We start from the raw sequence: 24272 nt of genomic DNA, 5'->3' as shown, positions 1-24272 counted from the left end.
GGTGATCAAAATGCGGCTTTTGTTCCTGCGTGTCAGTCTGGTCGAGGCCCAACCACCAACACCCCCCAGGGAGTGCAAGCATGGGTATCAAGGACCAGTTCCAGGACAAGGCGCAGGAACTCAAGGACAAGGCGCAGAAGACCCAGCAGGGCGCGAAGGAGCAGGCCTCCTCGCGTTCCCAGCAGGCCAAGGCGAAGAAGTCGCAGACGCAGCAGCAGATGGACGACATCCGTGACGAGGCTGACGACAGCTGGGACTGATCCCGCCCCGGTGGGAACTTCCCGGGTCTGACTGCTACCAGGCCCGTCGCACATAGCGCCGAGGGGCGCGACCCGTACTTCCTACGGGTCGCGCCCCTCGTGTCGTACAGGAATGCGGCGCGGGACTACGGTCGCGGCGGCAGCTTCGGCCTGCGTCCGTCCGGGACGTCGGTGTAGCCGGGCGGGATCGCGGCCGGGTCCTGCTCCAGCAACTCCAGTGCCAGGTAGACGGCGTCGTCCAGCTGAGCGTGCCGGCCCTCCGCCCAGTCGAGGGGGGTGCGCATGATCTCCAGGTCCGGCTCCACGCCGTGGTTCTCCACCGACCACCCGTACTCCGGGAACCATGCGGCGTTCATCGGCACGGTGATGACCGTGCCGTCGCCGAGGGTGTGACGGCCGGTCATGCCGACCACACCGCCCCAGGTGCGCTGGCCGACGACCGGGCCCAGGCCGAGCAGTTTGAACGCGGCGGTGATCATGTCCCCGTCGGAGGAGGTCGCCTCGTCGGCCAGCGCCACGATCGGTCCGCGCGGCGCGTTGGAGGCGTAACTCACCGGTTGGGCGTCGCGCGTCAGGTCCCAGCCCAGAATCGATCGGGTGAGTTTTTCGACGACGAGTTCACTGATGTGCCCGCCGGCGTTGCCGCGCACGTCGACGATCAGGGCGGGCCGGGACATCTCCATGCGCAGGTCGCGGTTGAACTGCGCCCAGCCCGAGCCGCCCATGTCGGGGATGTGCAGGTAGCCGCAGCGGCCGCCGCTGACCTCGCGGACCACGGCCCGGCGCTTGGACACCCAGTCCTGGTAGCGCAGCGGCCGTTCGTCGACGAGCGGCACGACCGCCACGCGCCGTGAGCGGCCCTCGCCCTCCGCCGGGGTGAACGTCAGCTCCACCGTCGTGCCCCCGGCCGCCGCGAGCAGCGGGTAGGGGCCCGCGACCGGGTCCACGGGCCGGCCGTCGACGTGGGTGAGCACCGCGCCGTCGCGGATCCCCGTGCCGGCGAGCGGGGAGCGGGCCTTGGAGTCGGAGGACTCGCCGGGCAGGATCCGCGCGACCACCCAGCCCTCCTCCCGGCGTACCAGGTTGGCGCCGAGCAGGCCGATGGCCCGCTGGTAGTGCGGCGGGCCCTCGTTGCGGCGGGCGGGTGAGACGTACGCGTGCGAGGTGCCGAGTTCGCCGAGCACCTCGCGCAGCAGGTCGGCGAACTCGTCGGGGGAGGCGACCCGTTCGACCAGGGGCCGGTACTGGCGCAGCACCGCGTCCCAGTCGATGCCGCACATGTTCGGTTCCCAGAAGTACGCGCGGATGAGCCGGCCGGCCTCCTCGTACGCCTGGCGCCACTCGGCGGCCGGGTCCACCTCGTGCAGGATGCGCCGCAGGTCGAGGTAGACGGTGGAGTCGCCGTCACCCGATTCGGTGGCCGGCACGGCGCGAAGGTCACCGTCGTCGTTGACGACCAGCCGGGTGCCGTCGCCGCTGACCGCGAACCAGTCCAGCCCGGAGGCCAGTTCGGTCTTGCGGGCCTTGGTCATGTCAAAGTGCTCCAGCGTCGGCTTGCCGCTGGTGTCGGCCGGGTTGGCGAAGGTCTCGCCGAGCGCGCCCGAGATGGGCCAGCGCAGCCACACCAGCCCGCCGCCGTGCACGGGATGCAGGGCCGAGTACTTCGAGGCGGCCACGGGGAACGGCGTGACCCGGCTCTCCAGTCCCTCCACCTCCACGGTCACCGTCCCGTCGCCCTCGCCGGGCTCCCCCTCGACGGGGTCGAGCCCGCCCGCCGCCGGGCGGCCGTCGGGGGAGAAGGCGAACGGCGAGGGGGTGGCGGAGGACAGCGGCACCAGGTACGGGCGGCAGCCCAGCGGGAACGACAGGTCGCCGGTGTGGACGTCGTACACCGGGTCGAAGCCGCGCCAGGACAGGAACGCGAGGTAGCGGCCGTCCCGGGTGAAGACCGGGTTCTCGTCCTCGAAGCGGCCGTTGGTGACGTCGACGACGACGCGCGCGCCCGGCCCGGAGATCTTCGCCATCTTGATCTGCCGCAGCGAGCGCCCGATGCCGGGGTGCGACCAGGTCAGCCAGCAGCCGTCGGGGGAGAAGGCGAGGTCGGTGACGGGCCCGTTGATGGACCGGATCAGCTCGGTGACCTCCCCGTTGGACTCCTCCGTCGCGTCGAGGAGCAGCAGTCGTCCGTCGTTGGAGGCGATGGCGAGCCGCTCGCCCGCCGGGTCGGACAGCAGTTCGGTGACGCGGCCCAGCTCGCCCGAGGCGAGCCGGCGCGGCTCGCGCTCCCCGGTGGCGCGGGGGAGGTAGGCGATCTCGATGGCGTCCTCGCCCTCGGCGTCGGTGACGTACGCGACCTGGCCGCCGCCGCCGAGCATCTCCGGGAGGCGGACGCGTACGCCCGGGGTGTCGGCGATGGTGCGGGCGGGCCCGTCGCGGTGGGTGAGCCAGTACAGGCTGCCGCGGATGACGACGGCGCTGGCCCGGCCGGTGGTGTCCACCGACAGCGAGTCGACGTTGCTGGCGGCCGGCACCTGGTACGTACGCCGTCCCGCGCGCGGGCCGCCGAGCCGGACGTCGAGCTTGCGCGGGGAGGCGGCCTCGTCGAGGGAGTCGACCAGCCACAGGTCGCCTGCGCACTGGTAGACGACGCGGGAGCCGTCGCTGGAGGCGTGGCGGGCGTAGAACTCGTCGTGGTCGGTGTGGCGGCGCAGGCCGGTGCCGTCGGGCAGGCAGGAGTAGAGGTTGCCGATGCCCTCGTGGTCGGAGAGGAAGGCGATGCGGCCGCCGACGAACATGGGTGCGTCGATGTGGCCCTCGATGTCCTCCAGCAGGCGCACGCCGTGCAGCCAGAGCCGGCCGGTGGCGCCGCCGCGGTAGCGCTTCCAGGCGGCGGGTTCGTGCGGGGGTTTGCCGGTCAGCAGCAGGGTGCGGTGCTCGCCGTCGACGTCGGTGACCTGGATGTCGGAGACCGGGCCCCAGGGCAGGCGGCCGCCGGGGCTGCCGTCGGTGGGCAGCTTGTAGGCCCAGGAGTAGTACGAGAACGGCTGCCCGTGGGAGGAGACCGCGAGGACGTTGCCGTCGGGGTCCCAGCCGCAGACGCGGGTGTCGGTGGAGCCCCAGTAGCTGAGCCGGCGGGCCGGGCCGCCGTCCACGGGGGCGAGGTGGATCTCGGGGTCGAGGCTGCGCCAGGTGGTGAAGGCGATGTGCCGTCCGTCGGGGGAGAAGCGGGGGTGGCCGACCCGGGTGCGGTCGACGGTGATCCGCCAGGCCCGGCCCGGGGTGTGGCCCTCCGGGACCAGGGGGGCGACCCACAGATCGTCCTCGGTGGCGAAGCACAGCAGTTCGTCGTGCAGGTGCGGGAAGCGGAGGTACGCGACGTCGTGACTCACCCCACAATGCTTTCCGCGCCAGGGGACCCCGGCAACTCGTACAGGTGCTCCATGGGTGCTCCGCCGGGTTGCCCGCCGTGTGCCCGCCGTGTGACCGACGCCACGGCCGCAGCGAAACGGAACGGTTTCGTTTCGTTAAGCGCCCCGGTAGGCTTCCATGTGTACGAAACCGTTTCGTTCGGATGGGTGGTCGTGATGAAGGGAAGCTGCCGGGTCACCGACGCGATGTCGGCGCGGCGCAGCCGGATCACCCCCGAGCGGGAGGCCGAACTCCACGAGGCGGTCCTCGACCTCCTGCGCGAGGTCGGCTACGAGGCGCTGACCATGGACGCGGTCGCCGCCCGTACGAAGTCCAGCAAGGCCACCCTCTACCGCCAGTGGGGGAGCAAGCCGGAACTGGTCGCGAAGGCCCTTCGGTGTGCCCAGCCGGTCTCCCTGCGGGAGATCGACACGGGCACCCTGCGCGGGGACTTCGCCCTCATGGTCGCGCACTCCGACGACGTGCAGATGGCCAAGGACACCGCCCTGATGCGGGGTCTGGCCCACGCCGTCCACGAGAGCCCGGAGCTGCACCGGGCGCTGCGCGACCTGCTGGTCGACCCGGAGATCAACGGTCTCCAGGCCATGCTCCGGCGCGCGGTGGAGCGGGGCGAGGTCAGCCCGGACTGTCCGGCGCTGGACTTCGTGCCGCACATGCTGATCGGGGCGTTCATCGCACTGCCGCTGATCGAGGACCGGTCCGTCGACCGGGCGTTCCTCACCGAGTTCATCGACGCCGTGGTCTTCCCCGCCCTCGGCGTCTGATCCCCACAAGAACCGTCTGCTGCTCCTGACACGCCGCTCTCGTCGTCGGGCCGGCTTTCCACGCCCTGATCCGCCCATGGCCGACGGCCGTATGGGCGCAGGATCCATCCCACGACCTGAAACGGGAGAACCACGACGTGGCCACCTTCCTCTACCGGCTCGGGCGCGGTGCCTTCAGGCGCCGCGGCCTCGTCGCCCTCATATGGGTGGCGCTGCTGGTCGCCGCCGGCTTCGGCGCGGCGACGGCCGCAGCGCCGACCTCCGGCTCGTTCTCGATCCCCGGCACCGAGGCCCAGAAGGCCTTCGACCTGCTGGACAAGAAGTTCCCGGGCATGTCCGCCGACGGCGCGACCGCCCGGATCGTCGTCAAGGCGCCGACCGGTGCCAAGGTCACCGACCAGGGCCCCAAGGCCGAGGTCGAGAAGCTGATCTCCGGCCTCAAGCAGGGCGAGGGCGCAGCCCAGGTCGCCACCGTCGACGACCCGTACCGGATGCAGGCGGTGAGCCAGGACGGCTCCACCACCTACATCACGGTGAAGTACAAGGTCAGCGGTATGGAGCTGAAGGACGTCACGCGTGACGCCCTGAAGGACTCCGGGCACGACGCGCAGAAGGCCGGCCTCCAGGTGGAGATCGGCGGCGACGCGCTGATGGAGGCCCCCGAGACGGGCTCCGGCGAGGCCGTCGGCATCCTGATCGCCGGCATCGTCCTGGTCATCACCTTCGGCTCGCTGGTCGCGGCCGGGCTGCCGCTGCTGACCGCGCTGATCGGCGTCGGGATCGGCGTGTCCTCGATCACCGCACTCGCCAACGTGCTGGACCTCGGCTCCACCACCTCCACCCTGGCGATGATGATCGGCCTGGCGGTCGGCATCGACTACGCGCTGTTCATCGTCTCCCGCTACCGCGTGGAGCTCGCCGAGGGCCGCGAGCGCGACGAGGCGGCGGGCCGCGCTGCCGGAACCGCTGGTTCCGCGGTGGTCTTCGCCGGTCTGACCGTGGTCATCGCCCTGGTGGGCCTGGCCGTCGTCAACATCCCGATGCTGACCAAGATGGGTGTCGCGGCCGCCGGCACGGTGGTCATCGCGGTGCTCGTCGCCCTGACGCTGGTCCCGGCGATCCTCGGCTTCGCGGGCAAGAGGGTGCTGCCCGCCGGCAAGAAGAGCAAGCTCTTCGGCAAGGGCCGCCCGGCCGGCGCGGAGGCCAAGCCGAACGGCGGCACCCGCTGGGCCCGCTTCGTGCTGCGCCGCCCGGTCGTGGTGCTGCTGGCCGGTGTGATCGGCCTCGGCGCCATCGCGGTGCCGGCGAGCAAGCTGGAGATGGGCCTGCCGGACGACGGCTCCAAGCCGGTCTCCACCAGCCAGCGCAAGGCGTACGACATGCTGTCCGAGGGCTTCGGCCCGGGCTTCAACGGTCCGCTGATGGTGGTCGTGGACGGTGACAAGGCGCTCGCCGACAAGACCGTCGACCGGATCAAGGGGCTGGAGGGCGTGGTCGCGGTGACCCCGCCGCACCAGAACGAGGCCAAGGACGCCGCGGTCATCAGCGTGATCCCGAAGGAGCGTCCGTCCTCGACCCAGACCGAGGACCTGGTCCACAAGATCCGTGAGGGCAACGGGAACGACGTGTTCGTCACCGGTGCGACCGCGATGAACATCGACTTCTCGCAGAAGATGAACGACGCGCTCCTGCCCTACCTGGCGCTGGTGGTCGGCCTGGCGTTCCTGCTGCTGATGCTGGTGTTCCGCTCGGTCCTGGTGCCGCTCAAGGCGGCCCTCGGCTTCCTGCTGTCGGTCGTCGCGGCCCTCGGCGCGGTCGTCGCGGTCTTCCAGTGGGGCTGGCTCGGATCCCTCTTCGGGGTGGAGCAGACCGGTCCGATCATGTCGATGATGCCGATCTTCATGGTGGGTGTCGTGTTCGGCCTGGCGATGGACTACGAGGTCTTCCTCGTCACCCGGATGAGGGAGGCGTACGTCCACGGCGAGCGTCCGGGGCAGGCCGTCGTGACGGGCTTCCAGTTCAGCGCCCGCGTGGTCGTCGCCGCCGCCGTCATCATGATCGCCGTCTTCTCCGGCTTCCTGGGCGCCAGCGACGCGATGGTCAAGATGATCGGCTTCGGCCTGGCCGTCGCCGTGCTGTTCGACGCCTTCGTGGTGCGCATGGCGATCGTGCCGGCGGTGCTGGCGCTGCTCGGCCACAGGGCCTGGTGGCTGCCGCGCTGGCTGGACCGGATCCTGCCCAACGTGGACGTGGAGGGCGAGAGCCTGCGCAAGCACCTCGGGGAGAGCGCGCCGCACGCCGGGTCCCCGGAGGACCCCGACAAGCAGCGCGAGCTGGTCAACGCCTGACCCGTCAGGCCGCCGGTCCGCCGCCTGATGCCTGGTGGTGAGCGCGCGGCGGGCGAGTGCCGGCCCCGCATCCGGAACCCCGGGTGCGGGGCCGGCCGCGTGCGCTACGGCGAACGGGTGGCCGCGGTGCGCGCACCGGCGTCGCCGGGTCTCGCGCCGCCGGCGGTGGAGGCGGAGTACGTGCGGCGCAGGAAGCGGCGCAGCACGGCGCTGTCGAACTGGATGACGGCGACACCCTCGGGGGAGTGGAACTCGACCACCGCCTGGACCCGGCCGCAGGGCCATACGCGTACGTCCCCGGTCCCGGTCGGCGCGTGCAGCCCGGCCTCCAGCAGGGCGCGGGGGAAGGCCCACTCGTTGTCGGTGCCCTCGGGGGACAGCTCGGCGGGGAAGACGATCCGGACGGCCAGGGGTTCGGCGGGGGTGAACCGCAAGGCGACCGGGATCGCGCGGTAGAGGGGGTCGTCGCTGATCACGCGGGCGCTGACGCGCTCCTCGACGGCAGCGGCGGTGGCTGGTGGATTCTCGGCGGTGGCTGACATCGACCGGACTCCTCGAATCGGAACATTCACGTCCGTTTGTCCGTCCAGCCTCGCACATTCCCACGAAACCGCACGTATGTATTTGTGTGGCGCCAGCTCTTGCCAACGATTTGCAAGTGGGCACTACTCTTGAACGGTTCAACACTCATGTGAGGAAGAGGAAGCGGAGCCGCTCCATGCACGTGCCCGACGGATTCATCGACGCACCCGTCTCAGTGGCCGCAGGAGTGGCGGCCACCGCCGCTGTCGCGGTCAGCCTGCGCGGCGCCCGCCGCGAGCTCGACGAACGCACCGCCCCGCTGGCCGGCCTCGTCGCCGCCTTCATCTTCGCCGTGCAGATGCTGAACTTCCCCGTCGCCGCCGGCACCAGCGGCCACCTCCTCGGCGGCGCGCTCGCGGCGATACTCGTCGGCCCCTGCACCGGCGTGCTCTGCGTGTCCGTCGTCCTGCTGATGCAGGGCATCCTCTTCGCCGACGGCGGCCTGACCGCGCTCGGCGTCAACATCCTGAACATGGCCGTGGTGACCGTCCTCGTCTCCTACGCCGTCTTCCGCCTCCTGCTCAAGGTCCTGCCGTCCGGCCGGCGCTCGGTCACCGTCGCCGCCTTCGCCGGAGCGCTGCTCTCGGTCCCGGGCGCGGCCGTCATGTTCACCCTCCTCTACGCGCTCGGCGGCACCACGGACGTCCCGATCGGCAAGGTCTTCACCGCCATGGCCGGCGTCCACGTCCTCATCGGCATCGGAGAAGCGCTGATCACCGCCGCCACCGTCGGCGCCGTGATCGCCGTACGGCCCGACCTGGTGCACGGCGCGCGCGGACTGGCCACCCCGCTGAAGCTGCGCGTCGGCGGCGAGCTCGTCGACGCGCCCGCCGCGGCCCCGGCCGCCGTCCCGGCCGCCGCCCGCTCCACCCGAAAGCTCTGGCTGACCGGACTGGCCACCGCCCTCGTGCTCGCCGGATTCGTCTCCTTCTACGCCTCCAGCAGCCCGGACGGCCTCGAGAAGGTCGCCGCCGACAAGGGCATCGACGCCAAGGCCCGCGCACACGCCGCCGCCGACTCCCCGCTCGCCGACTACAGCGTCAAGGACGTCGACGACGCCCGCCTGTCCGGAGGCCTCGCCGGCGTCATCGGCGTCGGCGCGACCGTCGCCGTCGGCAGCGGGATCTTCTGGGCCGTACGCCGGCGCCGCGCCCAGGACCTGACCGCGACCTCGACGGCCGCCCCGTCGGCGAGCTGACATGGGCGCCGGTCACGCACACAAGCTCTACCGGCACGGGCACTCGCCCGTGCACGAGCTGCCGCCGCACTGCAAGATCGCTGCTACCGCCGCGTTCGTGATTGTCGTCGTGTCGACACCGCGCGAGGCGATGTGGGCCTTCGCCCTGTACGCCGTCCTCGTCGCGGCGGTCGCGGCCGCGGCCCGGATCCCCGCGGGGTTCCTGCTGCGGCGGCTGCTGATCGAGGTGCCGTTCGTGCTGTTCGCCGTGCTCATGCCCTTCGTGTCGCAGGGCGAGCGGGTGGAGGTGCTCGGCATGTCGCTGAGCGTCTCCGGGCTGTGGGGCGCCTGGAACGTGCTCGCCAAGGGCACTCTCGGCGTCGCCGCCTCCGTGCTGCTGGCCTCGACCACCGAACTGCGCGCGCTGCTGCTGGGCCTGCAGCGGCTGAAGCTCCCGCCGCTGCTCGTGCAGATCGCCTCCTTCATGATCCGGTACGGGGACGTCATCACCGACGAGCTGCGCCGGATGTCCATCGCCCGGCGCTCGCGCGGCTTCGAGGCGCGCGGGATCCAGCACTGGGGGGTGCTCGCCAAGACCGCGGGCGCCCTCTTCATCCGCTCCTACGAGCGCGGCGAGCGGGTCTACCTCGCGATGGTCAGCCGCGGCTACGCCGGCTCCATGCCGGTGATCGACGACGTGACGGCCACCCGCGCCCAGTGGGCGTACTCGGCCGTGCTCCCGGTGACGGCGCTCGCCGTCTGTCTGATGGGATGGACGCTGTGAACGCTCCCTCCGCCTCTCCTGCCTCTTCCGCGCCCGCTGACATCGCTCACGCGCCTTCGCTGGAGGTGTCCGGGGTCGCATACGCCTACCCGGACGGGCACCAGGCGCTCTTCGGTGTCGACCTCACGGTCGGGCGCGGCGAGCGCGTCGCCCTGCTCGGACCCAACGGCGCCGGGAAGACCACCCTGGTCCTGCACCTCAACGGCATCCTGGGCGGCGGCGTCGGCTCCGTCACCGTCGCAGGGCTGCCCGTGGAGAAGCGCAACCTCGCCGAGATCCGGCGGCGGGTCGGGATCGTCTTCCAGGACCCCGACGACCAGCTGTTCATGCCGACCGTGCGCGAGGACGTGGCCTTCGGCCCCGCGGCCGCGGGCCTGCGCGGCGCCGAACTGGAGACGCGGGTCCGCGAGGCCCTCGAACAGGTCGGCATGGCCGGCTTCGCCGACCGCCCGCCGCACCACCTGTCCTTCGGACAGCGCCGCCGGGTGGCGGTGGCGACCGTACTGGCCATGCGGCCCGAGATCCTCGTCCTGGACGAGCCCTCCTCCAACCTCGACCCCGCCTCGCGGCGCGAGCTGGCCGACATCCTGCGCTCGCTGGACGTCACCGTGCTGATGGTGACGCACGACCTGCCGTACGCCCTGGAGCTCTGCCCGCGCTCGGTGATCCTCAGCGAGGGGGTCATCGCGGCCGACGGACGCACCCGGGACCTGCTGTGCGACGAGGAGCTGATGGGGGCGCACCGGCTGGAGCTGCCGTTCGGGTTCGACCCGCGTTCGGTGGCCGCGGCATAAGGGCGGGGCCGTTGTTGTTGGTGTGCTCGTGAACATCCAGGGTGTGGTGACCGAGGGCTTCGAGCCCGTACGCGAGGCCTTCGCGCGCAATTTCGAGGCCCTCGGCGACCGGGGCGCGGCCGTGACCGTGTACCGCGACGGCCGCAAGATCGTCGATCTGTGGGGCGGCACGAAGGACGCGAACGGCACCGAGCCGTGGGCCGAGGACACCGCGACGATCGTGCGGTCGGCGACCAAGGGGGTGGCCGCGGCGGTACCCCTGCTGCTGCACCAGCGCGGACTGCTGGACCTGGACGCGCCCGTGAGCTCGTACTGGCCGGAGTTCAAGGCGGGCGGCAAAGAGCGGACCCTGGTCCGCCATCTGCTCGCGCACCAGGCCGGCGTGCCCGCGCTGGACCGGGGGCTGACGGTGGCGGAGGCCGCGGACGGGGTGTCCGGGGCGCGGGCCGTCGCCGCGCAGCGGGCGTTCTGGGAGCCCGGCAGCGCGCACGGCTACCACGCGCAGACCTTCAGCTGGCTGGTGTCCGAGCTGGTGCTGCGGGTCACGGGGCGCAGCGTCGGCGGGATCCTGGCCGAGGAGATGGCCGAGCCGCTGGGGCTGGACTTCTGGATCGGCCTGCCGGAGGGCGAGGCGCACCGGGTGGGCCGGGTGGCGCCGGTCGAGCCTCCGTCGAGTGCGGGGCTGCTGAAGACGCGGCCGAGGAGAAACGTTTCGGAGGCGTACGCCGACCCGGATTCCCTGACCCGCCGCGCTTTCGCCGCCATCGATCCGCAGCCCGACGAGAACGACCCGGTCTACCAGGCCGCGGAGCTCCCGGGCTCGGCCGGAATCGGCACGGCGCGTGCTCTGGCCCGCTTCTACGCCGCGACGATCGGCGTGGTGGAGGACGGGGCCCGTATCTTCACCCCCGCGACCACCGCGCTGGCCGGCACGGAGTTCGCCGCGGGCCCCGACCGGGTGCTGGTCGTCGGCACCCGGTTCGGGCCGGGCTACATGCTGCACGGGCCGGCGTCCCCGCTCCTGTCCCCGGCCTCCTTCGGCCATCCGGGCCGCGGCGGGTCGCTGGCCTTCGCGGACCCGGAGGCGGGCATCGGGTTCGGTTACGTCACCAACGCGCACGCCAAGTCGGTGACCGCCGATCCGCGCGCGCAGGCGCTGGTGCGCGCGCTGCGCGGCTGCCTGTAGCGATTTGTCGCTTTGTCGCTTCGTCGGTTTTGCCGGCGCCGGCGGTCACTTCCTCTCGCGTACGTCGGCCAGCTCGGCGGCGGCGTGGGTGACGAGTTCGCGCGGGGGCATCGGGAACACGGCGTGCGGGGTGCCGGCCGCCGCCCAGACGACGTCGTGCCGCAGGAGGGACCGGTCCGCGAGGACGCGGGTGCGGGTGCGGTGGCCGAAGGGCGGGACGCCGCCGATGGCGTAGCCGGTGGTCTCGCGGACGAGTGCCGCGTCGGCGCGGGTGACTTTCGCGGCGTCCAGTTGACGCCGCACCGCCTCTACGTCGACGCGCGAGGCGCCGTCCATGAGGACCAGGACCGGGACGCCGTCCGCCGTGAAGATCAGTGACTTCACGATCTGGCTGAGCTCGCAGCCGATCGCGGCGGCTGCGTCGGCGGCCGTGCGGGTGCCTTCGGGGAAGGTCCGGATGGCGAGGTCGAGGCCGAGTCCGGCGAGGGCCTGGGCGAAGAGGGGGTGCGGGGTGCTCGTCGTCATGCTGGGACGCTAGCGCTGTGCGGGGCCGGGGGCGAGGCGTTTTGCGCCTGCCCCGGCCCAGTGGTCCGCGTGCCGGGGAACGGTGTCAGGAGGCGTTGAGGACCCGGGCCACGATCGGGCCCGCCGCGTCCGCGCCGTGGCCGCCGCCCTCGACCATGGCCGCCGCCGCCACGTCGCCGCTGAAGCCCGTGAACCAGCTGTCCGGGGCCGTCGCGCCGTCGACCTCCGCCGATCCGGTCTTCGCGCCCTTGTCGGAGCCGCCGACCGCGGCCATCGCCTTCGCCGCCGTGCCGCTCGTCGCCGTCTGCCGCATCATCCGCACCAGCTGCGCCGACACCCCCGGCGCCAGCGACCGCGGGGCCGTCGCCAGGGTGCGGCCGTCCAGGGAGGCCTTGACCAGCACCGGCTGGCGGAACACCCCGGTGCGGGCCGTCGCCGTGATGGAGGCCATGTTCAGCGGGTTCATCTGGATCGCGCCCTGGCCGATGTACTCGGCGGCGGCCGCCGAACCCGAGGTCACCGGGACGCTGCCGTCCTGCGAGGGGATGCCCGTCTTCCAGTCCAGCCCGATGCCGAAGGCCTCCTTGGCCACCCTCGGCAGCGCGCCGTTGTCCTTCACGTCGTCGATCAGGCTGATGAAGGCGGTGTTGCAGGACCGGGCGAAGCTGGTCGAGAAGGGCTGGCCCTGGAGCGAGAAGCCGTCCTGGTTGCGGAAGACCTTGCCGTCCCACGTGGCGCTCGGCGGGCACGCCGCCGGCCGGTCGGCCGCCACCAGGCCCTTCTCCAGCAGCATCGCCGCCGTCACGATCTTCATCGTCGAACCGGGTGCGCGCCGGCCCAGCATCGCCGCGTTGAAGCCGTCCTGACGGTGGTTGGCCACCGCCAGGACGTCGCCCGTGCTCGGCTGGACCGCGACGACCGAGGCCTCGGCGTACTGCGCCACCGCCTTCTCCGCCGCCGCCTGCACGTCGGCGTCGAGGACGGTCTGCAACTGCCCCGGCTTGCCCTCGACCAGCGTCGTCAGGGTCCGCTTGGGGGCGTCGGCGCCGGCCGGTTCGATCCACACCTCGACGCCGGGGGTGCCGCCGGCCTTCTCCCCGTACGCCTTGCGCAGCGCGTCTAGAATCGGCCGCAGCGACGGGAACTGTTCGGGCGTCAGCTCCTTGCCGTGGCGGTCGACGGCCTTGACCGGCGGGCTGGCCGGGGTGCCCGCGCGCAGCCGCTCGTCCTTCTGCAGCTGCGGGTGGATCACCGAGGGCTGCCAGTCGACGAGCGGTTTGCCGCTGCCGGCGCCGCGGACGACGGTCAGCTGCGAGTCGTAGACGAAGGGCTTGGTCGTCCCCTCGTGGGTGATCTCGGCCTCGACCTTGAAGGGCACGGTGGTGCCGTTCGCGGTGCCGGGCGTGATGACCGCCTTGGAGACGAGCGCCTTGGACGTGAAATCGGCCACCGCCGGCTGCGCCGCCTGCGCGTTGTTCGTCAGGTCGGCGGCCGTCCGGGCGTCGCCCGACGCCCACGCGGCCAGGAACGCCTTGGCGATCTGGCCCGTCTCCTGGTCGGTGACGGGCCCGCTCGCCCTCTGCGCGGTCACCGCGCCGTTGCCCCCCGCCCCGTTCTTGCCGTCACCGCCGTGGTCGCCGCTGTCACCCACGAGGGTGACCACCCCGTACGCCGCACCGCCGGCCATCGCGAGGAACACCCCGCCGACGATGGCACCCTTGGCCGCCCCGTTCACTTGCGTCCCCTCCCCAGGAGCCCCAGCCCTCTGAACGTGTTCAAAGGATCCGTGTCGGACACCTTACGCGGGGTTAACGGGTCAGATCCACGTATCCAGCCACATCCGGCCACGCCACGAGTCCATGGGCAGGGGCTGGCCGGTGTAGATCGGCCAGAAATAGATGAAGTTCCAGACGATCAGCAGCACAAGCACGCCGGCCCCGATCGCCCCGATCGCCCGCCGCCGTTCAGAGGAGCCCGCCGGCCCCAGCACGGCCCCGATCATCATCGCCACCGCCAGGCACAGGTAGGGGACGAAGACCACCGCGTAGAAGTAGAAGATGGTCCGCTCCTGGTAGTTGAACCAGGGCAGCAGGCCGGCGCCCAGCGCGCACACGATCGCACCCGCCCGCCAGTCGCGCCGGAAGAACCACCGCCACAGCACGTACAGCAGCGCGACGCAGCCCGCCCACCACAGCAGCGGCGTGCCCAGGGCCAGCGCCTCGCGGGCGCACTTGCCCGCCTCGGTCGCCGGGCAGCCGTCGGTGCCGGGCGAGGGGGACTCGTAGAAGTAGGACACCGGCCGGCCCAGGACCAGCCAGCTCCACGGGTTGGACTGGTAGGTGTGGCCCGAGGTCAGGCCCACGTGGAACTTGTAGACCTCCGTCTCGTAGTGCCACAGGCTGCGCAGCCACTCCGGCAGGAAGGCCAGCGAGCTGTTCTGGTCGTACTTGGCCGCCCAGTCGCGGAAATAGCCGCCCTTGCCGTCGTCCGGGCTCAGGATCCAGCCGAGCCAGGAGGTCAGGTACACGGCGATCGCCACCGGCACCGTCGACAGGAAGCCCGGCAGCGCGTCGCGGCGCAGCATGGCCGCGTACGGGGCGCCCGCGCCGGCGGTGCGGCGCGCGGCCGCGTCCCACAGCACGGTCAGGACCCCGAAGAAGGCCAGCACCACCAGGCCGTTCCACTTGGTGCCGAACGCCAGGCCCAGGCAGACCCCGGCCAGCAGCCGGTACGGACGCCAGCCCAGCCGCAGGGTCTCCGCGACGGCCGCGTCCGGGCGGGTGCGGCCCTCCTCGTCGACCGGGAGCGCCGCCGCGAGGCGGGCCCGTGCCCGGTCGCGGTCGATGAGCAGCGCTCCGAAGGCGGCCAGGATGAAGAACATCAGCACCAGGTCGAGCAGGGCGGTGCGGCTCATCACCAGGTGCAGGCCGTCGACCGCGAGCAGCGCGCCCGCGAGACAGCCGAGGAAGGTGGAGCGGAAGAGGCGCCGGCCGATGCGGCAGAGCATCAGGACGGACAGGGTGCCGAGCAGTGCGGTCATGAACCGCCAGCCGAACGGGTTGAAGCCGAACATCCACTCGCCGAGCCCGATCACCCATTTGCCGACCGGCGGGTGCACGACGTAGCCGGGGTCGGTCGGCAGCGGCACCGCGTCGGGATTCAGCAGGATCGACTTGTCGACATCCTTGGGCCAGCTGGCTTCGTAGCCCTGCCGGATGGTGGCCCACGCGTCCTTGGCGTAGTACGTCTCGTCGAATATCACCGCCTTCGGGCTGCCCAGGTGCGTGAACCGCAGCACCCCCGCCACGAGCGTGACCAGCAGCGGGCCCGCCCACGCCATGACCCGCTGCCAGACGTGCCGCGCCGTCTCCGGGATCCCGAGCGCCGCCCACAGCTGGGCGGACGGCCTGGCGTACGGGGGCACGAGGCGGGTACGGACATCGGCCGCCGGTGCGGCCGGCAGGTAGCCGAACCCCCGCAGGCGGCGCAGCCACACGGGCGGCTCGTGCTCGGAGCCGCGTCCGCCCGGCGGGACGGGCGGGGCCCCCGCGGGGCTGGGCGGCGGCGTCGCGGTACTGGTCACCGGGTCATCGTAGGGAACGCCCCTGTGCGAGCCCCAGTCCCCACGAGCCCCAATGAGAGGATGTGGCGGTGACAGCAGACCAGCCGCGCGGCGCCCAAGCCCCCTCCTCCGACGGTGTACTCGTCCTCGCCGGGACTCCGATCGGCGACCTGGCCGACGCCCCGCCCCGGCTCGCCGCCGAGCTGGAACGGGCCGACGTGATCGCCGCCGAGGACACCCGGCGGCTGCGCCGCCTCACCCAGGGGCTCGGTGTGCACACCACCGGACGCGTCCTGTCGTACTTCGAGGGCAACGAGTCCGCCCGCACCCCCGAGCTGGTCGAGGCCCTGGAACAGGGCCGTCGGGTGCTGCTGGTGACCGACGCCGGAATGCCCTCGGTCTCCGACCCCGGCTACCGGCTGGTCGCCGCCGCGGTGGAGAAGGACATCAAGGTCACGGCCGTGCCCGGGCCCTCCGCCGTCCTCACCGCGCTCGCGCTGTCCGGGCTCCCGGTGGACCGCTTCTGCTTCGAGGGGTTCCTGCCGCGCAAGGCGGGCGAGCGCCTCGGCCGGCTCCGCGAGGTCGAGGGCGAGCGGCGCACCCTCGTCTACTTCGAGGCCCCGCACCGGCTCGACGACACCCTGGCGGCCATGGCCGAGGTCTTCGGCGCCGACCGGCGGGCCGCCGTGTGCCGGGAGCTCACCAAGACCTACGAGGAGGTCAAGCGCGGCGGGCTCGGCGCTCTGGCCGAGTGGGCCGCCGAGGGGGTGCGCGGTGAGATCACCATCGTCGTCGAGGGCGCGCCGGCCGCCGGGCCCGCCGACCTGGACGACGAGGAGCTGGTGCGCAGGGTGCGGGTGCGCGAGGAGGCGGGGGAGCGGCGCAAGGAGGCCATCGCGGCGGTCGCCGCCGAGGTCGGAGTACCCAAGCGCGAGGTCTTCGACGCGGTGGTCGCGGCAAAGAATGCGGCACAAAAGATGCCGTAGATCGGTAAAGAGCTAACCTGAAAAGCAAAGCTCAGACCGCGCACCGGCCGCTTTGAGACATGACTGGCCCAAAGAGAGTCCAACACTGGACAGGGCCTGATGCGCTCCCGCCCGAAGAGGCGTCCACTGGCAATGGCACCAGTGGAACAAGAGGAGCTGGCATGAGTGAGATCGCTGACACCCCGGTACCCGTCCCCGCCGCAGGTCCTGCCGCCGTTTCCACACCCGACGTGCAGACCGTGCACGAGGCCTACTCCTTCGCGTGCATGAAGTGCGGGTACGGCTGGGAGCAGTCCTACGCGATTGAGCACCACACCGACGGCAAGGGCCAGCCGTTCATCATGTACAAGGTGAACGCCGAGCGGGTGCCCTCCCCGCTGTCGAACCCGACCTGCCTGAACTGCGGCGGGCACGTCGTACGGATCATGCGGGCCGGCACCGTCTCCCAGGTGAACGCCACCATCGACCGGCTCTACCACCACCGCATCGCCCCCGGGATCGCCGGACCGGTGCCGGCCGGCGAGAACCCGCCGCGGCCCCCCAGGCAGCGCAGGCCCTCGCACGACTCCCCGGGGCCGGTGGCCGTCAACGAGCCCGGCGGCCGGCGCCGGGGCCTGCTCTCCCGCCTGCTGGGGCTGCTGCGCCGGTCATAAGATCGGCCCATGAGCCCTAGCCCTTCCGCCTCCTCCTCCGCCGCCAAGGACGCCCCGCCCCCGCTGCCCGAACCGCTGCGGGTGGCGGTGGCCGACTCCCACACCCACCTCGACATGCAGTCCGGCACGGTCGAGGAGGGGCTGGCGAAGGCCGCCTCGGTGGGGGTGACCACGGTCGTGCAGGTGGGCTGCGACGTGAAGGGCTCGCGGTGGGCCGCCGAGACCGCGGCGGCCCACCCCAACGTCCACGCGGCGGTGGCACTGCACCCGAACGAAGCCCCCCGCATCGTCCTCGGGGACCCCGACGGCTGGTCGCGGCAGGGCGCCCGGGCCGGCGGCGGTGAGGGCGCGCTGGACGACGCACTCGCCGAGATCGAGGCACTGGCCGCCCTCGGCCACGTCAAGGCGGTCGGCGAGACCGGGCTGGACTACTTCCGCACCGGACCGGAGGGCATGGCCGCGCAGGAGCGTTCCTTCCGGGCCCACATCGAGATCGCCAAACGGCAGGGGAAGGCGCTGGTCATCCACGACCGCGACGCCCACGCCGACGTGCTGCGCGTGCTCCGCGAGGAGGGCGCGCCCGAGCGGACCGTCTTCCACTGCTACTCGGGGGACGCCGAGATGGCCCGGGAGTGCGCTGCCGCCGGGTACTACATGTCCTTCGCCGGCACGGTCACCTTCAAGAACGCGGCGCCGCTGCGCGAGGCGCTGGCGGTGGCCCCGCTGGAGCTGGTGCTGGTGGAGACGGACGCCCCGTACCTCACGCCGGCGCCCTACCGCGGGCGGCCCAACGCGCCGTACCTGATCCCGCTGACGGTGCGGGCGATGGCGGCGGTGCGCGGCATCGACGAGGACGCCATGGCCACGGCCCTCGCGGCGAACACGGCCCGCGCCTTCGACTACTGACCGGCCGCCGCGCCGGTGGGGCGCGGCCCTGGGGCGCGGGCGGGTGGCGCGTGCGTTGCCGCCCGGCGGGGGGGCTTGCGGGTGTGTGCGGTGCGCGGCTGGTGTGAGTTGCGTGTCGTGCGGTTGACGCGTGCGCGGGTCGCGTGCGGTGTGGGTCGTGTGCCGTGCAGGTGGCATTGGCGACATGGGGATATATGGGTGTGCCGACATGGTGATGTGCCGACATTTCGGTATGGCCGTGGCAACACCTTCGGTACACCCGTTCGTTCGACACGCTGGGTAGTCGAACGGCTTTGGTGCGTGACGGCCGCTCCCGCTAGGGTGCCGTGCCCGAACCAGCCGGGGCCGGACCAGTGGAGCGAGCGACGTGAGCGATACGCAGGGCAGTCACCGCCGTGTCTCCTGGCCGGAGGCCGAGCCGGACGCCGGCCCGGCTCCGGATCCGGACCTGGACCTGGACCTGGCCCTGGATCTGGATCTGGATCTGGACCCGGGCCTCGGCCAGCGCCAGGGCCCCGGCCCCGAGCCCGGGGTCCCCGCCCCCCGGGCCGAAGGGCGGCGCGGCGCCCGGCGCAGGGCGTCCGGTGCGGAACGGACCGAAGCGGGCCCAGGCGGCGGCCCCAGAGCGCGGGCCCGGGCGGCGCCGGTCAGCCCGCCGGCCGGACCGGCCAGGGCACCGGCAGGCGCCGCGCCGGAGCAGGTCCCGCCCCCGGCCCCACACCCGGCCCGCCCCCGCCCGCCGCCGACGACCCCGCCCCGGCCCCCTCCCGCCGGGCCGGAGGGGGTGGCCGCCGCAGGGCCGCCGCCCCGGCCGGACCACCACCCCTGGCCGCCGCACCCCCGCCCGCCGGAATCCCGGGCGCGGCCCCCGCCGAAAGCCGCCGCCCCACCGGCAGGCGCCGCGCCGGCGCGGCGCCCGGCCCCGGCGCGGCCCTCGGCCCCGGCGCGGCCCCCGGCCTCGGAGCCGCCCCTGACGCCCCCACGGCCACCGGTCGCCGCCGCGCCCCAGGCTCCCCCTACGGCGGCGACCCCGCCCCGGACGCCGGCCCCGGCCGTCGCCGGGTGCCAGGCTCCCCCTACGGTGACGGCCCCGCTTCGGACACCGGCCCCGGCCGTCGCCGCGCCCCAGGTTCCCCGTACGGTGACGGCCCCGCTTCGGACACCGGCCCCGGCCGTCGCCGCGCCCCAGGTTCCCCGTACGGTGACGGCCCCGCTTCGGACACCGGCTCCAGCCGTCGCCGGGCGCCAGGTTCCCCCTACGGTGACGACCCCGCTTCGGACACCGGCCCCGGCCGCCGCCGGGCGCCAGGCTCCCCGTACGGCGACGCCCCCGCCCCGGACGCCGGCCCCGGCCGTCGCCGGGCGCCAGGTTCCCCGTACGGTGACGCCCCCGCCCCGGACGCCGGCCCCGGGCGCACCCCGGCCACCGGACGCCGCCGGGCCCCCGGTGCCCCGGCCGAAGCCGGGGGTGATGCGGGCGCAGCCGCCGGCCGCCGCAGGGCGTTCGACGGCGTTCCCGCCCCCGCGGGACCCGACCTGGCCGCCCCCACCGGCCGGCGCCGTGCCGCCCCCCACCCCCTGGACGCAGCCGAACCCGACGCCGCCGCCCCCGGCCGGCGGCGCCGTGCCCGTACCGGCGCCGTGCAGGGTGCCGCCGTCCGTGACGGCTGGCGGCGCATCGTCCCCCAGGCCCTCGTCGTGGCCTTCCTCGCCGGGGGCACCACCGCCTTCGTCGCCGCCGACAAGTCCGTCCACCTCACCGTCGACGGCGAACCCCGCACCCTCCACACCTTCGCCGGGAACGTCGAGGACCTCCTGGCCGCCGAAGGCCTCGGCGTCGGCCCGCACGACCTCGTCGCCCCCGCCCGCGACTCCTCCCTCGAGGACGGCGAAGAGGTCGTCGTCCGCTACGGCCGCCCCCTGAGCCTCACCCTCGACGGCACCAGCCGCCGCGTGTGGACCACCGCCCGCACCGTCGACGCCGCCCTGCGCCAGCTCGGCGTCCGCGTCGAGGGCGCCTACCTCTCCGCCCCCCGCACCGCCCCCGTCCCCCGCACCGGACTCACCCTCAGCGTGCGCACCGAACGCGGCGTCACCTTCATGGCCGACGGCCGCGAACGAACCATCCGCACCAACGCCGCCACCGTCAAGGAGGCCCTCGACCAGGCCGGCATCACCCTGCGCGGCGAGGACACCACCTCCGTCCCCCCGGACTCCTTCCCGCGCGACGGCCAGACCGTCACCGTCCTGCGCATCACCGGCACCCGCGAGGTCCGTGAGGAGCGCATCCCGTACGAGACCGAACGCGTCGAGGACGACACCCTGTTCGCCGGCAGCGAGGTCGTCGAGCGCGCCGGACGCCCCGGCGCGCGCCGGGTCACGTACGGGCTGCGCACCGTCAACGGGGTCCGCCAGCCCCCCCGCAAGATCGCCGAGGAGGTCGTCCGCGAGCCCGTCAGCCAGCTGGTCAAGGTCGGCACGAAGCCGCTGCCGGCCTCCGTCGCCGGCGCCGACCACCTCGACTGGGGGGCGCTGGCCCAGTGCGAGTCCGGCGGCCGGCCCTCCGCCACCGACGCCTCCGGCACCTACGGAGGCCTCTACCAGTTCGACGTGGCCACCTGGCAGGCCCTCGGCGGCAGCGGCCGCCCGCAGGACGCCCCCGCCGGGGAGCAGACGTTCCGGGCGAAGAAGCTCTACGTGCAGCGGGGGGCGAGTCCGTGGCCGCACTGCGGCCGTAGGCTTTACCGGTGAGCACCGCAGAGCAGCAGCAGCCCCACGGGACCCCCGGGAACACCGAGGCCCCTTCCGACGCCCTCCTCGGCCCGGCCGACATCCGAGAGCTGGCCGCCGCCCTCGGCGTGCGCCCGACGAAGCAGAAGGGCCAGAACTTCGTCATCGACGCCAACACGGTCCGCCGGATCGTGCGCACCGCCGGGGTCCGCCCCGACGACGTGGTCGTCGAGGTCGGCCCGGGCCTCGGCTCGCTGACGCTCGCCCTGCTGGAGGCCGCCGACCGGGTCGTCGCCGTCGAGATCGACGACATCCTGGCCGCCGCGCTGCCCGCCACCATCGCCGCCCGGATGCCGCACAAGAAGGACCGGTTCGCGCTCGTCCACTCCGACGCGATGCTGGTCACCGAGCTGCCCGGCCCCGCGCCGACCGCCCTCGTCGCGAACCTCCCCTACAACGTGGCCGTGCCGGTGCTGCTGACCATGCTCGACCGCTTCCCCAGCATCGAGCGGACCCTCGTCATGGTTCAGGCGGAGGTCGCCGACCGGCTCGCCGCCCGCCCCGGCAACAAGGTGTACGGGGTCCCCTCCGTCAAGGCGAACTGGTACGCGGACGTCAAGCGCGCCGGGGCCATCGGCCGCAACGTCTTCTGGCCCGCCCCGAACGTGGACTCCGGACTCGTCTCCCTCGTCCGCCGCTCCGAGCCGATCGCGACCAGCGCCTCCAAGGCCGAGGTCTTCGCGGTGGTCGACGCGGCGTTCGCCCAGCGGCGCAAGGGCCTGCGCTCGGCCCTGGCCGGCTGGGCCGGCTCGGCGGCCGCCGCCGAGGCCGCGCTGACCGCCGCCGGGATCAACCCGCTGGCCCGCGGCGAGTCCCTGACCGTCGAGGAGTTCGCGGCGATCGCCGAGCACAAGCCCGCCCACGCACAGAAGCCCGCGCTGTGAGCGCCGCGCCCCGCGGGCCGGTGGCCGGGCCGGTCACCGTACGGGTTCCCGCGAAGGTCAACGTGCAGCTGGCGGTGGGCGCGGCCCGCCCCGACGGCTTCCACGACCTGGCCAACGTCTTCCTCGCCGTCTCCCTCTACGACGAGGTGACCGCGACCGCCACCACCGGCGACGGGCCCACCGTCAGCTGCGAGGGCCCCGACAGCGACCAGGTGCCGCTGGACCGGACGAACCTCGCGGCGCGGGCCGCCGAGATCCTCGCCGCGAGGGCCGGGCTCACCCCCGCCGTCCACCTGCACATCGCCAAGGACATCCCCGTCGCGGGCGGCATGGCCGGCGGCAGCGCGGACGGCGCGGCGGCGCTGCTGGCGTGCGACGCGCTGTGGGGGCTCGGAACCCCGCGCGAGGAACTCCTCGCCATCTGCGCGGAGCTCGGCAGCGACGTCCCCTTCAGCCTGGTGGGCGGCGCGGCACTGGGCACCGGGCGCGGGGAGCTGCTGACCCCCGTGCCGGCGGGGACGTTCCACTGGGTGTTCGCGGTGGCGCACGGCGGGCTGTCGACGCCGGCGGTGTTCCGCGAGTTCGACCGGCTCACGGAGGGCACGGCCGTACCGGTGCCGCAGGCCTCGGCGGAACTGCTGGCCGCCCTCGCGTCGGGTGACCCGGACGCGCTGGCGGCGGTGCTGCCGCGGTCCAACGGGCTCCAGCCGGCGGCGCTGTCGCTGCGGCCGGAGCTGGCGCAGACGCTGGCGGCGGGGGTGGGGGCCGGGGCCCTGGCCGGGCTGGTGTCGGGGTCGGGGCCGACGACGGCGTTCCTGGTGCGGGACGCCGGGGCCGCGGTGAAGGTCGCGGCAGAGCTGGAGGCCTCCGGTACGTGCCGGGCCACCCGCGTCACCGCCTCGCCGGCGGCGGGGGCCACGGTCCTGGCGTAGCCGGGCCCGCCGGGGGGTGCGCGTGGTGCCGCTGCGCGGAGCCGTCTCCCCGCCCCGCCCTTTCTCCGTCTCCCGGGGGCTCCGCCCCCGGACCCTCCCCCAGCTACCCGCTGGGAGGTGCTCCCAGCGCCTCAAACGCCGGCGGGGCTGGAATTGCCCTGCGGGCAATCCAGCCCGCGCGGCGTTTGAGCGTACGGGCGCGCAGCGCACGTACGGGGTCCGGGGCTTGCCCCGGGGAACGGGCGAAGGGCGGGTGGGGGACCTCGCCCCGCGCAGCGGCACCCCTGCCCAGTCCCCGGTACCTAGGCCGCGGATGAGTAGCCGCGCCCTGTTCCCGCCCGCCCCGCGCCGCGAGCGTAGGGGACATGACAGCCAGCGCACGCGAACTCGCCGACGCCACCCCCGCCTCGCGGGACCGGTACGTGGACCTCCTCCGCGTCGCCTCCCTCGGGACCGTCGTCCTCGGCCACTGGCTGATGGCCGCCGTGAGCTCCGCCGGCATCGGGAACCTGCTCGCCCTGCTGCCCCGGCTCCAGCTGCTCACCTGGGGGCTCCAGGTGATGCCCGTCTTCTTCTTCGTCGGCGGGTTCAGCCACGCCCTCTCCTACCGCTCCCTGGAGCGCCGCGCCGCCGGCCGGCCCGTGTACGCCGTCTTCCTGCGCGCCCGGCTGCGCCGCCTGCTGCGGCCCACCCTGGTGTTCGTCCTGGTGTGGGCCGTCCTCGCCCTGGCCGTGCAGCTCGCCGGCGCCGACCGCGGCCCGCTGGCCGCAGCCGCGCTGCGGATGGTCACCCAGCCGCTGTGGTTCATCGGGATCTACCTCGCCATGGTGGCCCTCACCCCGCCCCTGCTGCGCGCCCACGCCCGCTGGGGATGGGGCGCATTCGCCGCCCTGGCGGGCGCCGCCGCGCTGGTCGACGTCCTGCGCTTCGCCCTGCACGTCCCGTACGCCGAGTTCCTGAACTTCGCCTTCGTCTGGCTCGCCGTCCACCAGCTCGGCTTCCTGCGCGCCGACGGCCGCATCCGCCGCCCCGCCCTCCTCGGCGGCGCCGGCCTCGCCGGGGCGGTGCTCCTCGTCGCCGCCGGGCCGTACCCGCTGTCGATGGTGGGGATGCCCGGCGAGAAGGTGTCCAACATGGCCCCGCCCACCCTCGCCCTGCTCTGCCACGGCATGTGGCTGGTCGGCGCCGTCCAGCTGCTCGCGCGCCCCGCCGCCGCCCTGCTCGCCCGGCCCCGCGTCTGGCGCGGGGTGGTCGCCGCCAACGGGGTCGCCATGACCGCGTTCCTGTGGCACCTCACCGCCATGCTCGGGGTGTACGCCGCCCAGCTCGCCCTCGGCCTCGCCCTGCCCGAGCCGGCCACCGCCGCCTGGTGGGCGCAGGTCCCGGTCAGGATCCTCCTCGCCGCCGGGCTCACCGCCCTCCTCGTGGCCTGCTTCCGCCGCTTCGAGGCACCCTCCCGCACCCCCGCCGCCGCGGCCGGCCCCGCCACCCCCGCCGCCGGCCCCGCCGCCGCCCTCGGCACCACCCTGTGCCTGCTGGGGATCCTCGGCCTGTCCACGACCGGCCTCGGCGGGCTCCTGGAGGGGCACACCGCCGTCCTCATCGCCCTCCCGGTCACCGCGCCCGCCGCCATCGGCATGGCCCTGGCGGGCGCCTGGCTGGTGGAACGGTCGGCGTCGGCGCGGAGGGTTAGGCTGAGGGGCTGATCCA

19 protein-coding genes are annotated in these 24272 nt (G+C 73.6%); 14 read left to right on the top strand and 5 right to left on the bottom strand.

The window, feature by feature from the left end; all coding sequences use genetic code 11:
- Positions 1 to 80: 80 nt before the first annotated feature.
- The gene (locus B4U46_RS14790; protein ID WP_079427700.1) at positions 81 to 260 is read left to right on the top strand and encodes a hypothetical protein; all 180 of its coding nucleotides are present in this window, start codon (positions 81 to 83) and stop codon (positions 258 to 260) included.
- Between the two features lie 125 nt (positions 261 to 385).
- Here the strand turns inward: B4U46_RS14790 and B4U46_RS14785 are convergent, their stop codons facing one another.
- Entirely contained in the window at positions 386 to 3649 is a 3264-nt protein-coding gene (locus tag B4U46_RS14785; protein ID WP_079427698.1) for a S41 family peptidase, read from the bottom strand.
- 195 nt (positions 3650 to 3844) lie between these two features.
- Between B4U46_RS14785 and B4U46_RS14780 the strand changes: the two genes are divergently transcribed.
- Both B4U46_RS14780 and B4U46_RS14775 read left to right on the top strand, forming a co-directional pair.
- Positions 3845 to 4453 (top strand): TetR/AcrR family transcriptional regulator, encoded by a 609-nt coding sequence (locus B4U46_RS14780; RefSeq protein WP_237292866.1) that lies wholly within the window; start codon positions 3845 to 3847, stop codon positions 4451 to 4453.
- Positions 4454 to 4590: 137 nt separating this feature from the next.
- Positions 4591 to 6801: an MMPL family transporter gene (locus B4U46_RS14775; RefSeq protein WP_079427696.1), complete on the top strand. Its 2211-nt coding sequence runs from the start codon at positions 4591 to 4593 to the stop codon at positions 6799 to 6801.
- A 104-nt stretch (positions 6802 to 6905) separates the two neighbouring features.
- On the opposite strand, the gene B4U46_RS14770 is transcribed toward B4U46_RS14775, so the two are convergent.
- Positions 6906 to 7343 carry an SsgA family sporulation/cell division regulator gene (locus tag B4U46_RS14770; RefSeq protein ID WP_079427694.1) on the bottom strand — a complete coding sequence of 146 codons (438 nt, stop codon included), beginning with the start codon at positions 7341 to 7343 and terminating at the stop codon, positions 6906 to 6908.
- A gap of 176 nt (positions 7344 to 7519) precedes the next feature.
- Here B4U46_RS14770 and B4U46_RS14765 point away from each other — a divergent pair, with 176 nt between their 5' ends.
- From B4U46_RS14765 to B4U46_RS14750, 4 genes are read left to right on the top strand one after another with little or no spacing between them, the layout of a single operon-like run.
- Positions 7520 to 8581 (top strand): energy-coupling factor ABC transporter permease, encoded by a 1062-nt coding sequence (locus tag B4U46_RS14765; protein WP_079427692.1) that lies wholly within the window; start codon positions 7520 to 7522, stop codon positions 8579 to 8581.
- Position 8582: 1 nt separating this feature from the next.
- A complete protein-coding gene (cbiQ, locus tag B4U46_RS14760; RefSeq protein WP_079427690.1) occupies positions 8583 to 9344 on the top strand; it encodes a cobalt ECF transporter T component CbiQ in 762 nt (253 codons plus the stop codon).
- Complete coding sequence (locus B4U46_RS14755) at positions 9332 to 10138, top strand: energy-coupling factor ABC transporter ATP-binding protein (protein WP_079427688.1); 807 nt, start codon at positions 9332 to 9334, stop codon at positions 10136 to 10138. Before cbiQ ends, B4U46_RS14755 begins: the two co-directional genes overlap by 13 nt.
- A gap of 28 nt (positions 10139 to 10166) precedes the next feature.
- Complete coding sequence (locus tag B4U46_RS14750; RefSeq protein ID WP_167747586.1) at positions 10167 to 11324, top strand: serine hydrolase domain-containing protein; 1158 nt, start codon at positions 10167 to 10169, stop codon at positions 11322 to 11324.
- Positions 11325 to 11369: 45 nt separating this feature from the next.
- On the opposite strand, the gene B4U46_RS14745 is transcribed toward B4U46_RS14750, so the two are convergent.
- The 3 genes from B4U46_RS14745 to B4U46_RS14735 all read right to left on the bottom strand — a co-directional run bounded on the left by B4U46_RS14745 (position 11370) and on the right by B4U46_RS14735 (position 15432).
- The gene (locus B4U46_RS14745) at positions 11370 to 11849 is read right to left on the bottom strand and encodes a YbaK/EbsC family protein (protein WP_079427684.1); all 480 of its coding nucleotides are present in this window, start codon (positions 11847 to 11849) and stop codon (positions 11370 to 11372) included.
- Positions 11850 to 11934: 85 nt separating this feature from the next.
- On the bottom strand, positions 11935 to 13584 hold the full coding sequence (locus tag B4U46_RS14740) for a penicillin-binding transpeptidase domain-containing protein (RefSeq protein WP_100863505.1): 1650 nt from the start codon (positions 13582 to 13584) through the stop codon (positions 11935 to 11937).
- Positions 13585 to 13665: 81 nt separating this feature from the next.
- On the bottom strand, positions 13666 to 15432 hold the full coding sequence (locus B4U46_RS14735; RefSeq protein ID WP_079427683.1) for a dolichyl-phosphate-mannose--protein mannosyltransferase: 1767 nt from the start codon (positions 15430 to 15432) through the stop codon (positions 13666 to 13668).
- A gap of 68 nt (positions 15433 to 15500) precedes the next feature.
- On the opposite strand from B4U46_RS14735, the gene rsmI reads away from it, so the two are divergent.
- The 7 genes from rsmI to B4U46_RS14700 all read left to right on the top strand — a co-directional run bounded on the left by rsmI (position 15501) and on the right by B4U46_RS14700 (position 24268).
- On the top strand, positions 15501 to 16397 hold the full coding sequence (rsmI, locus tag B4U46_RS14730) for a 16S rRNA (cytidine(1402)-2'-O)-methyltransferase (protein ID WP_079431763.1): 897 nt from the start codon (positions 15501 to 15503) through the stop codon (positions 16395 to 16397).
- Positions 16398 to 16558: 161 nt separating this feature from the next.
- Entirely contained in the window at positions 16559 to 17050 is a 492-nt protein-coding gene (locus B4U46_RS14725) for a hypothetical protein (protein WP_398898574.1), read from the top strand.
- A 9-nt stretch (positions 17051 to 17059) separates the two neighbouring features.
- Positions 17060 to 17956 (top strand): TatD family hydrolase, encoded by an 897-nt coding sequence (locus tag B4U46_RS14720; RefSeq protein WP_079427681.1) that lies wholly within the window; start codon positions 17060 to 17062, stop codon positions 17954 to 17956.
- A gap of 1536 nt (positions 17957 to 19492) precedes the next feature.
- Entirely contained in the window at positions 19493 to 20707 is a 1215-nt protein-coding gene (locus B4U46_RS40050) for a resuscitation-promoting factor (RefSeq protein WP_121017655.1), read from the top strand.
- On the top strand, positions 20704 to 21630 hold the full coding sequence (rsmA, locus tag B4U46_RS14710; protein ID WP_079427677.1) for a 16S rRNA (adenine(1518)-N(6)/adenine(1519)-N(6))-dimethyltransferase RsmA: 927 nt from the start codon (positions 20704 to 20706) through the stop codon (positions 21628 to 21630). The genes B4U46_RS40050 and rsmA overlap by 4 nt, the downstream gene beginning before the upstream one ends.
- Positions 21627 to 22562, top strand: a complete 936-nt coding sequence (locus tag B4U46_RS14705; protein ID WP_237292864.1) for a 4-(cytidine 5'-diphospho)-2-C-methyl-D-erythritol kinase — start codon at positions 21627 to 21629, stop codon at positions 22560 to 22562. The genes rsmA and B4U46_RS14705 overlap by 4 nt, the downstream gene beginning before the upstream one ends.
- 365 nt (positions 22563 to 22927) lie before the next feature.
- On the top strand, positions 22928 to 24268 hold the full coding sequence (locus tag B4U46_RS14700) for an acyltransferase family protein (RefSeq protein WP_079427675.1): 1341 nt from the start codon (positions 22928 to 22930) through the stop codon (positions 24266 to 24268).
- Positions 24269 to 24272: the final 4 nt, after the last annotated feature.

The organism is Streptomyces katrae, assembly GCF_002028425.1.
In the GTDB taxonomy this organism is placed as follows: Bacteria; Actinomycetota; Actinomycetes; order Streptomycetales; family Streptomycetaceae; genus Streptomyces; species Streptomyces katrae_A.
The sequence above is the reverse complement of the archived record's forward strand: the minus strand, read 5'-3'. Positions and strand labels throughout refer to the sequence as shown.